This is a genomic window from Peribacillus sp. NPDC056705 (assembly GCF_043656335.1).
On sequence record NZ_JBHTYI010000056.1, the window covers coordinates 1 to 10,133 of the forward strand.

Here is a 10,133-nt window from a genome sequence, read left to right on the forward strand (position 1 = left end):
TACGAACCACTTATAAATGCTATACCAAAAATAATACGAAGCATATAAAAGCAATACCAAAATCTAATAACATCTGCCTCTTATTTTCCTTTTTTAAAAAACTTTCAAATCCATCTATTATTGAACCAATTCCAAATAAAAGAATTATATAGTTCATGAAATTAAAATTAACATTAATTATAGCTAATATTAAAATTAAGCCCATTAATATCCTCATTAAATATCTAATCAGTATAAATGGTTTAGTACTTTTAGTACTTTCTCTTTTTTCAAAAAACAATCCCATTACATATTTCAACTTATTTGACACTAAATTTCCCCCATAAACTACAAACTGAATTTAATAAACTATACCATAAAGCAAACGGGTCTTCGTCAACTAACCTGCCACGTTAGCTTAACAATGAAAACAAACTACAATACAAATACCATAGAAGCCATAACTAAAAATGGAAATAAAACAATTAGCAATATTGATACTCCTGTCTTCCAATTATTTTTTATTTGAAGTAATTCCTTCTTAGCCTTTTCCTTATTTTTAAGCGACCATATAATAATTCCGACCCAATAAATTGCTAAAAATATATAACTTGAATTATCCATAAAATCACCTCTTATAACTATTTTCCGTAATCACTGTTTAACAATCATTCTTTCACAAATCTGCCCCGTTTGTTCAATAAGAAAAAGCTGCCTTAAAGACAGCTCAAATCTTCAGCTAATTCACCCTTTAAGATTAAGTTATTTAATTATGTATTTTATGGACCCTACAATTTATTTGTAATTTTATCTGTTAATTGCCTTATTGATGCTGCAATAAATATTCCGAGATTGGAAAATCAGATTACCTTGGCTTTTTATCTAGAATAAATGCAATAGTTACCACTAAAATCACTAGAAAGATACCTATGCAGGCAGTAACTATGCCTTCTATTTTGTCTTTTGCATAAAAACAAATATATGTATTAAAAGAGACAAAAATTAATAACTTTGTAACTAAGTTAATTGTATTTATTGCTCTCACAGTAAATCACATTCCTTAATGGTGAATTAACGATATCAAATTAAAATAATTTGAACCTTTAAGAAAATAATAACAATAAAGAGTAATTATTCATAAGTGTAAAATAATCCATTTCCTTATTGAACTAACCTGCCCCGTTTGTTCAATAAGAAAGGCGATCCTTCCTTATTACACCCTATAGATAATTAACGAAGTGAGTTAGTTGTCTTTTTTTTTAATCCTTTAATTGTTGTATAAATAGGATATAACAATAACAAACCTCCAAATAGCAATATCCCATATTCTTCATTAAGAAGATATTTATCTAATAAATCATTCAAAAATAGATTTCCTATTATGATGAAGATTAGACCTGATGTAAAAAATATTAAAGACGTGTTGAAAAAACTTTTCGTTTTAAATTTCTTGTCCTTAAAACCATTAATTAAGCCTAAAACCACAGACAAAACAAGTAAATCAGTGATATTCATATGCCTTAACCTTCTTTTTTATTTTCAGCATAAGCGAAAAAAATTCCTTTTCATATATGAAAATATTTCCACCTTATAGAACTAACCTGCCCCGATAGTTCCATAAAGAAAAGCTGCCTTAAAGACAGCTCCGATCTTCAGCTAAAGCACCCTATAGTTTAAGTATAATATTTCACAAAGAAAAAAGAACATTCATTTAATGTGCCTTAGAGTAAAGGTTCGAGTTTCTTTAATATCACGCTTAGTTTTTTAGACATTTGACAGGATCAATTCTGATGGATTCCCAGTTTCCTTCAGAATCCTTTTTATATTGAGAATTTAATACATCTGTATCATTTGTTAATTGATAAAAGATAAACCGATAATCGGCTCCATCCGTACCAATATAATCAATGGTTTTGACGTAACCATCTTGTTTAGTAGGTAGCTGTTTTTTTATTAATTTGCACCATTCTCCATACATAATAGCAACGACTGCTTCCGCATCATGCTGCCAGAGATGATAGGGTGCACATAGGAAGTCCTCTCCGTACAATTTCATCTGTTCAATTTTATACAGGTTTTGAACTTTTTTTAATTGGACATAACCGTAATAATAAGCAAAATAGGTGACACCTTTTGATGAACCTTCGATGCTTTCTAGTTCAATGAAATAAGGAACAATACCTTTTTCATCAGGAAGTCTGTTCATCTTAATTAAATTTAGATGTCCAATTCCAGCAAACGATTGAAGATATTCATTATAGGAAACCCTTTTGTGATAGTCTTTAGTAAAAAAGTTATAAGCAATTGGATAGGGCAACTTTGCCATCCCGACAGTTCCGCAACCACCCAGCTGGTTTTGAGTGAGGTTTTCTGCCTCTCTTAAAATACTAAAGTAGTTTAAAACAGTTTCATCAGGAGTCCGAGTTAATGTTGCAGGGAGTTTAATTTCTTTGTAGTTTTTTTCATAATAGGGATCAAAAAATTGGCTGTTCTTGACAAGGGTATTTTTAATAGGGAGGCGGGAAGGACGAAAGTATTTTTCGGCATCTCTGGTACTTATTAACGAAGTTTGGTTTCGTTCAACTGGTTGACCAAATGTTTGCGGTTCGTATTGAGCACCCATAGCGAGAGTCAATTTTTTTCTGGGATAATGATTGAACGTCTGATTTATCCATTTTGTAAAGTGTTTCATTTAGACTCCCCCTTCAAGAATATACTGTTTTACCTTATTCACTTTTTTGCAAGATTATTAATATTTATGATATTTAAAAGTAGTCACTAAAATAGAATCGGACTCATTTCTTGCGCCTATTAGTTTAAGGTGAATTATTGTAGTTGTGAGAAGAAAGAATTATTGATTTTTATTCTTAGCTTAATAAGAAGAGCTGCCAAAATGACAGCTCCGAACTTTTACATTGGATGCTTGTTCAACTAACCTGCCCCGTTAGTGCCATAAAGAAAAAACTGCTGCCTTAAAGGCAGCTCCGATCTTCAGCTAAAGCACCAATTTTAGACTTTGTAAACTAATCACCTATGGCAAATATATGTTTTCTTCGCTGTAACGCTTCTATGCAAAGAAACTTTAACTCTTTAGCAAAACGTCTAACTTTTTGTTCTTTGTCCCCCCCTGTGTATTTATTAATTACGCCATCACATATACCTATTAATTCATTAATCTCGTCTCTATATAATATCGTTTCACCATAAATATTAAGATTTAGAAGTAAACCAAACTCATTATTAGAGTCCTTTTCCTTACTTAAAAGATATGAGTGTATTCCCTCTTCAAATTCTACATATGTTTCTTCCTTATACGCTTCTTTATAGGTGTTAGCTAAAATGAAATTGATTCCACACATTTACTTCTTTCTGCCCTTCCTATTTCTAACCATTTTGGCAGATTGTACTCAAGTCCCTTATTGAACAAACCTGCCCCGATAGTTGCATAAAGATAAGGCTGCCTTAAAGGCAGCTTTGATCTTCACCTAACGCACCTGTTAGTTAAAAATGACTCACTTTTTACTTAACATTCATCTGGCTTTTCATCAAGTACCCAAGAGATATTAGCCCCAAAGTCCAACTGCACGACAGGATTAGGGAAGCATTCTGGCACAAACTCCAGGTCGTAAGAAAAACCTATTGTGAAGTTCTTTATACGAACTGTATTAGTATCATTCCAAGTAGACATTGTACACAATTCTCCTTCTAACACTCTGCCAACTAAATGATAAATACCTATGTATGAACGTATTCCGCATTCATTTGTAGGATAATCAGAGAGATGTCCTGGTTTAGAAGGATTAATTCCTAGTCTACTGAATACATTTGCTACGGAAGTATCTAAATATTTACAGGCTTCCACAAAATTGTTGCAGTATAGACAACTACATACCTCTATACCTTTGTTATAAAATTCTCGGGTCTTATCAATATCAACTTCTAATAACCAATTCTCTATTTTAATCTGTTGCAGCATTTCGACACCCACTTCTTTGAAATCTCCAGCTACCCCTTTATTCGGTAAACATTTTAAAATTCCTTGTTGAACTAATCTGGCCCGTTAGTTCATTAAGAAAAAGAGCTGAAGTACCAGCTCTCCTTTTAACAATGAACAAAGCTCTTGGATGATTCATTTAGGTTCTCATTGAGGTATTTTCACTTTAAAAGATTCAAACTCGACAGGCTGTAAAGAATCCCCTTTAAATTCTAACTCTATAGATTCACCATTTTCGTCAAATTCCACTCCTCCTCCATCCGTTGGAAGTGCTAAATAAGGTGTGATCGTCAATTCTTTGACACCCTCACTGACGGGGTCAAATTTATTCTGCCCATTAAACACCATTATCCCCTTATGGCGTTTACCTGTAACAGGACCTGAATGCGAGGTGATTTCTTTACCATTTTCGTCCGTCATACGGAAATCTATATAGGACGCTCCCAATTCATCATTCAAATTCCCTTTTTCAGATGCCTCATACGAAAGCCCAACACCTGAAGGACTCAGAACTAGTTCCGAAACAGTAAGCTTAATCCCTTCTGCTTGCTGTTTATGGTTCACAGGAACTCGAACAAGCTCTGAAATTACTTCAATCGGTGTTGAAAACATCCATTTTTCTCCATTTTCACCTCGTAAAACCAAGCCAAGTTCAAATTCTTCCGGCATCTCCTCCGTTACAGCAAAATCCACAATGCCCGTGCGAACAGTTGGGCTCACCACCTTTTCATGATAGCCACCCGAAAATCCGTTAGGTGGTTGTTCACCATTAATTGTAAAATCCATACCTGCACCGAAGTAATCATCACTCAATTCTTCTTCAGATTCTACGGTAAAACCAACGGTTATATTCGTTTGATCATAAAGCACTTCATCTAAAGTAACTGAGATGCCATTAACGGTTTGGGTTTCTCCAATGGCGCTTGTTAATCCCTTATCACTTGCTTGTTTTAGCCCGAGTATGCCTGAGTCACTAAACACTGATCCAATGATTGGCAACCTGGATAAACCGTTTGCTAAGGCCGGCGATATATACGAAGATCCTACTAGAATACCGAACGCTACAACAGCTGCAGCAGCTGTGTATACAAGGGGCTTACGTTTGCTTTTTCGCTTCTCTTGCAACGACTCTTTGTTTAGGTTTATTTGATCTTCAGCTAGTTGAATCCCTCTCGAAATCGCTGTCCAAACCTCATCCCTCGGGAATTCTGGACGACTTCCCTTTGTATCAAATGAGTTTTTCATTATAATTTGCACTCCTTCCTAACTTTTCTTTTAGTTGTTTCTTCCCACGATGCAAATATGTTTTTACCGTTCCTATAGGCATTTCCATCACTTCAGAAATTTGTTTAATTGGTAAGTCATGATAATAGTATAAAATTAGCGCTGTTTGGTACGAGGGCTTAAGCTGATGTAATGCCTCGGTTAGATCAATTGGATTGCCCAGCTCATTAGGTTGATGATTCAATCTTTTTAACAATTCCGTTTCCTCAAATGGGACGATCCTTTGCCTTTTTTTTAGCAAACAATAACATTCACGAATAAGGATTCTAAACAACCATGTAGAAAAAAATTCAGGCTGCTTTAGCTGGTTTACCGATAGGTAAGCTTTGCATGCAGCTTCTTGAATGGCATCAAGTGCATCCTCTTTTTTCTCCACATAAGAGAGTGCTGTATAGTACAACTTCTCTTCCTCTAAGCAAAGTAGCTGTTCAAAGGCTTCTTTGTTGCCTGCAATTGCTTGTTGCACTGTATGAACATCATGTTCCATTCTGTACAACCTCCTTTCAATACTTAGAGTAGTTAGCGCATACAAAAGGTTTCAATTTGATTTTTTATTTTCACGTAAGTTGAAGGAGATTCTTTTTAAAAAATTCTATATCACTGTTGAAAGTGTAGGGTTTTGAAAAAAAAAAGAATCCATTTTGAAAATTGAAAAAGTGGATTCACTTCTTATGATTTATTTTTTTACTCATTTTTCCATATTTAGCGACATGTGTTCTTGAACTAACCTGCCCCGATAGTTCCATAAGCCATATTGCACAGTTTGTGTCATAACGAGACAAAAGACATTCTACATTAAATAAGCCAACGGAACCGTTGGCTTATTGTCTAAAAAATTTACAATTGGTTTTCAAAGTTTTTGCTGGAACCATCTATAGATATTGTTAAATACTTTCTAGAGGTAATAAGATTAATAAATGAAAAACATAAGGAAATCGAGGCAACAATAAATACAACTACAATGCTGTATCGCTGGCCCAGTATCCCCATCATAAGAGTTGATATCCCGAATGTTGCCATTATTAAAGAACTCTGAGCTGCATAAACCTTAGCCAAAAGCTTTTCCCTAACTAAACTTTGGATGATTGTATGAATAGAAATCATCCTTAGTTCTTCGAATAAACCATATAAACCAATAAGTAATAGAGAAAGTATGGGATTTACATTAACTCCAAATAAAAGAGTCATTAGAAAGACCATAAAGCCTCCAAGCAATAGCACATTCTGAATATTTTTGTTAATGAATTCAGATTGTCTATATGCAAGTATTCCTGCTAGAAATAAGCCTAATAATAAAGAGGTGTTTATATAACCCCACCACTCAGTTCCTACACTTAGCCTTTTGTCTATAAAAGGGTATAGAATGGATGATACCCAAACTGGACTAGCTGTAGAACCAAAAAATAGGGTTAAATGAAGGACTCGCAGCCTCTTATCTTCTGCAATTAATCTCCAACCTTCAAACATTGAAGTCATTTTACTTTCCTTTACTGATAGTTCTTCAAGTTCTTCAGATTGTTTCTTTTCTTTGACTTTAATGAATGCCAGCAAGAATGTTGATAATACATACAAACTAAACGTCAACATTAATAGCCCGTTAGAATGCAAAAATGCTGCTAATATACCACCTGCAGCCCATCCACCCATCTGAATGATTTGATGTATAGAAGACATAAGGCTATTTGCTTTTAATAAGTTTTCTTCCGAAACAAGTTGAGGTATTAATGCACTACTTGCTGGATTAGCGAAACTATCTAAAAAAGTGATAAAGAAAATAATTATATAAACCGTTTCAATCGAATCTTTAGATAATAATAATGATACATACAGGGTTAGCACAAGTAAGATACAAGTTTTAACTAATTGAGAATTAAATAAAATCTTTTTAAACTTGTATCGATCTATGAGTAGTGGTGCTAATAATCCTCCTAAAAACCCTCCAAGCATATTTATTACAGGAACCAACGAAACATAAAATAAAGAATTTGTTACATTGTAAACGCTTGTTATAATCGCAACAATATAAAAAACATCTCCAGCATTTGCTAAAGATTGTCCTGTTATCAATACATTAAATGATTTATGCTCCAATGCAAACAACCCCTCTTATTTAATTTTTCTATGAGAAAAATATTTGTTTACATTGGTTTCACTCCTTTGAGATTTTTTAGATATATTTCACTCAACTTTGTATTCATTGTGATATCGAATAATAAAAAATCTAATTAGGAAGAGGGGGTGTTTGTTTATTTATGATGGTAATATTTGTATAAACAATAATAGCACAGAAAAATTCTGTTTAGAAGATACAATAAAATTACTCAGATTAGGTTCCTTATGGAACTAACCTGCCCCGTTAGTTGCATAACGAACTCTTATTTTTCATTCCCATTCCTCAGCCAGTTTTGCGTAAATAATATGGTCTACATAATGATCATATAGCCATTCTGCTTGTCTTAATCTTCCTTCTTCTATAAAACCCTGCCGTTCAGCAAGTGCTCGACTTCTTTTGTTCTCAACAGCTATGCTAACCTCAATTCGATTTAGCCCAAGTTCTCTAAATCCGTAATCAATAAATGCCTTAAACGCTTTTGTCATTATGCCCTTCCCCTGAAAACCTTCTCCAAGCCAGTAGCCGATGCTCCCAATCTTACTTGCCTTGTTTATTTCATTAAATCCGATAGTTCCTGCTATTTCACCTTTATAAATGATAGCAACTGACTTTGGATACCCTCCAGTTTCTACTAAGCTCTGTAGTCGAGATTTTATGGTCTCAACAGTATCCTCTACTTTTTCTACGTAATCAAGCCATCCAAGCCATTCCTTGAGATAAGGTTTTGAACTAATGATCAAATTGAAAAACTCTTCAGCGTCACCCACATTGAATAACCTCAAAGATACTTCGTCATCGATTTTATGTATTAACAAAAATTCTCCCCCTGACTTATTGCCCCTATCAATTCTACACAATAATTCCATTTTCCTTCTTCAACTAAACTGCCCCGATAGTTCCATAAAGAAATAGCTGCCTTAAAGACAACTCTGATCGTCAGCTAAAGCACCTGTTTGTTAAAAAAAATTTATATTTTAGTTCCTTTATCGTTATCAAACAAACTTAAATTCCCAGAGTTTAAATTTTGTAATATTTCGATCTGAAATTTATCGGCTATTTTAAACGTAAATTTATAAATGGAGTATCCAAGAATAACACCTAATACATTACAAATTACGTCATCAATATCAACTGTTCTTCCCCGACCACCTGCTATTAGTTCAATAAATTGTATAGATTCTATACTAATTGATATAACAAAACCGAATAGTACAATATTTTTAAAACCCTTAAATTTATTCCATATTATCGGTGATAATACCCCCAAAGGCATCAATAATAATATATTTCCACCCACATTTCTAATAATTAGACTAATCATAAACACGGTATCACCGTCATATGCAATACCTATTTGTTTAATATCGTTTATAATTCCAACAAATGGAATGAGATTTAAGCCAAACTTAATATTTTGCACATTAAAATCAATCCATAAAGCTAATGGAAACAGTGTAACGGAAACAACCATAAGTATGTATAAAACAAAAAGAAAATTAATAACTTCCCTTAACCAATATACTTGTTTTTGTTTTTTTAATTTAAACCCTATTAAAATACCTCTTCCAGCCAAATAACATATAACTCCAATTCCAATAAGTAAACTACCATTAATCAAATACACTCCATCAACCCTTCCTTCCAGCTCAAAAACCCCTTATTTTACCACAAATTATACCTTTGTTGGAATTTAATTCTGTTCCGTTGATTATCACCAATAAAACCAAGATTTTATTGCGTTTCTTAATGAACTATCCTGCCCCGTTAGCTCCATAAGAAAAAGAGCTGCCAAAGCAACTCCCTTAATGAAGTAAAGCACCCGTTAGTTCTATAAGAAAAGCGAAACTTCTTCAAGAATCGCGCCCGATTGTTGAAGATGATTTTTTATGACATAGAATGCTGGTTGTGGAGTATATACATAAAGATTATTTTGAACTCCACTCATTTTTGAGAATACTATAAGTGGCTATGTCATTATAATGACCATTGATGAATTCTGCATCACGGCTGATTCCTTCTAATTTTAACCCTAATCTTTCTGGTATTTTTCTGCTTTTGTGATTTTCTTTAGCACATTGAATTTCCACCTTGTTTAAGTCCAGAATATCAAAAGAAAAATTCATTAATTCCCTTACGCAGTTTGTAATAATACCTTGATTTTGTGCTTCTTTAGCTAAGTAATAACCAATACTTGTATGCTTGGTTTTCCAATTAATAAAATGAAGCGATATCATACCAACCAAGCGTTCATCATAGTAAATTCCAGCATTAAACCCGTTATTTTCTGCGAACTGCTTTAACCAAGATGGGATTATAGTAGCTCTGTAATCTTCAGCTGACTTAACATTATCAACCCAGCCTAACCATTCTTTTAGATAGGCTCTATTACTATCAACTACTTTATAAATTTCGTCCGCATTATGTGGTTGTAAAAGAGCTAATTTGATTTGTTCATTCACTGTGTAAGTAAACAAATTTATCCCCCAATTCTTTATAAAAATTAAAGTTCTTTATAAACAAATTCTCTATACTTTATAAAATTTTGCTTTTTATAAAAGTCCTTTGCAACACTGTTCTCAAACCAATAATCTAATTCTATTAAATTTATTCCTCGATCGTTCGCAATTTCATATATATATTCCATAAGACTTGAACCATAACCCTTATTCCTCTTTGTATCCTCTATGCTAATCTGGTGTACATAAACGGACTTATATCCTTTTTTAAACGCATTTTCCGGATATTCTCTTATCTCTATCCAAG

At 33.3% G+C, this 10,133-nt stretch carries 13 protein-coding genes; all 13 read right to left on the reverse strand.

Annotation, left to right across the window (positions count from 1 at the left end; translation table 11 throughout):
* Positions 1-19: 19 nt before the first annotated feature.
* On the reverse strand, positions 20-310 hold the full coding sequence (locus ACFRAK_RS26715; RefSeq protein WP_376112021.1) for a hypothetical protein: 291 nt from the start codon (positions 308-310) through the stop codon (positions 20-22).
* A 104-nt stretch (positions 311-414) separates the two neighbouring features.
* Positions 415-603, reverse strand: coding sequence for a hypothetical protein (locus tag ACFRAK_RS26720; RefSeq protein WP_387588307.1), 189 nt, complete (start codon positions 601-603; stop codon positions 415-417).
* A 606-nt stretch (positions 604-1,209) separates the two neighbouring features.
* Entirely contained in the window at positions 1,210-1,494 is a 285-nt protein-coding gene (locus tag ACFRAK_RS26725; RefSeq protein WP_394572860.1) for a hypothetical protein, read from the reverse strand.
* Between the two features lie 241 nt (positions 1,495-1,735).
* Positions 1,736-2,671 carry a hypothetical protein gene (locus ACFRAK_RS26730; protein WP_394572861.1) on the reverse strand — a complete coding sequence of 312 codons (936 nt, stop codon included), beginning with the start codon at positions 2,669-2,671 and terminating at the stop codon, positions 1,736-1,738.
* Between the two features lie 331 nt (positions 2,672-3,002).
* A complete protein-coding gene (locus ACFRAK_RS26735; protein WP_394572862.1) occupies positions 3,003-3,338 on the reverse strand; it encodes a hypothetical protein in 336 nt (111 codons plus the stop codon).
* Positions 3,339-3,502: 164 nt separating this feature from the next.
* A complete protein-coding gene (locus ACFRAK_RS26740) occupies positions 3,503-3,967 on the reverse strand; it encodes a hypothetical protein (RefSeq protein ID WP_394572863.1) in 465 nt (154 codons plus the stop codon).
* Positions 3,968-4,120: 153 nt separating this feature from the next.
* Positions 4,121-5,218 (reverse strand): DUF4179 domain-containing protein, encoded by a 1,098-nt coding sequence (locus tag ACFRAK_RS26745; RefSeq protein WP_394572864.1) that lies wholly within the window; start codon positions 5,216-5,218, stop codon positions 4,121-4,123.
* Positions 5,202-5,744 carry a sigma-70 family RNA polymerase sigma factor gene (locus ACFRAK_RS26750; RefSeq protein ID WP_394572865.1) on the reverse strand — a complete coding sequence of 181 codons (543 nt, stop codon included), beginning with the start codon at positions 5,742-5,744 and terminating at the stop codon, positions 5,202-5,204. Before ACFRAK_RS26750 ends, ACFRAK_RS26745 begins: the two co-directional genes overlap by 17 nt.
* 350 nt (positions 5,745-6,094) lie before the next feature.
* Positions 6,095-7,348: an MFS transporter gene (locus ACFRAK_RS26755; RefSeq protein ID WP_394572866.1), complete on the reverse strand. Its 1,254-nt coding sequence runs from the start codon at positions 7,346-7,348 to the stop codon at positions 6,095-6,097.
* A gap of 291 nt (positions 7,349-7,639) precedes the next feature.
* Entirely contained in the window at positions 7,640-8,185 is a 546-nt protein-coding gene (locus ACFRAK_RS26760) for a GNAT family N-acetyltransferase (RefSeq protein WP_252433329.1), read from the reverse strand.
* A 152-nt stretch (positions 8,186-8,337) separates the two neighbouring features.
* On the reverse strand, positions 8,338-8,994 hold the full coding sequence (locus tag ACFRAK_RS26765; RefSeq protein WP_394572867.1) for a VanZ family protein: 657 nt from the start codon (positions 8,992-8,994) through the stop codon (positions 8,338-8,340).
* A gap of 301 nt (positions 8,995-9,295) precedes the next feature.
* Positions 9,296-9,844 carry a GNAT family N-acetyltransferase gene (locus tag ACFRAK_RS26770; protein WP_394572868.1) on the reverse strand — a complete coding sequence of 183 codons (549 nt, stop codon included), beginning with the start codon at positions 9,842-9,844 and terminating at the stop codon, positions 9,296-9,298.
* 26 nt (positions 9,845-9,870) lie between these two features.
* The coding region (locus tag ACFRAK_RS26775) for a GNAT family N-acetyltransferase (RefSeq protein WP_394572869.1) at positions 9,871-10,133 on the reverse strand (263 nt) is incomplete at its 5' end.

What these genes read in the sequence shown, in the direction of transcription:
- ACFRAK_RS26720 (WP_387588307.1), bottom strand. Translation starts at nt 603, where the DNA reads ATGGATAATTCAAGTTATATATTTTTAGCAATTTATTGGGTCGGAATT.
- ACFRAK_RS26725 (WP_394572860.1), bottom strand. Translation starts at nt 1,494, where the DNA reads ATGAATATCACTGATTTACTTGTTTTGTCTGTGGTTTTAGGCTTAATT.
- ACFRAK_RS26730 (WP_394572861.1), bottom strand. Translation starts at nt 2,671, where the DNA reads ATGAAACACTTTACAAAATGGATAAATCAGACGTTCAATCATTATCCC.
- ACFRAK_RS26735 (WP_394572862.1), bottom strand. Translation starts at nt 3,338, where the DNA reads ATGTGTGGAATCAATTTCATTTTAGCTAACACCTATAAAGAAGCGTAT.
- ACFRAK_RS26745 (WP_394572864.1), bottom strand. Translation starts at nt 5,218, where the DNA reads ATGAAAAACTCATTTGATACAAAGGGAAGTCGTCCAGAATTCCCGAGG.
- ACFRAK_RS26750 (WP_394572865.1), bottom strand. Translation starts at nt 5,744, where the DNA reads ATGGAACATGATGTTCATACAGTGCAACAAGCAATTGCAGGCAACAAA.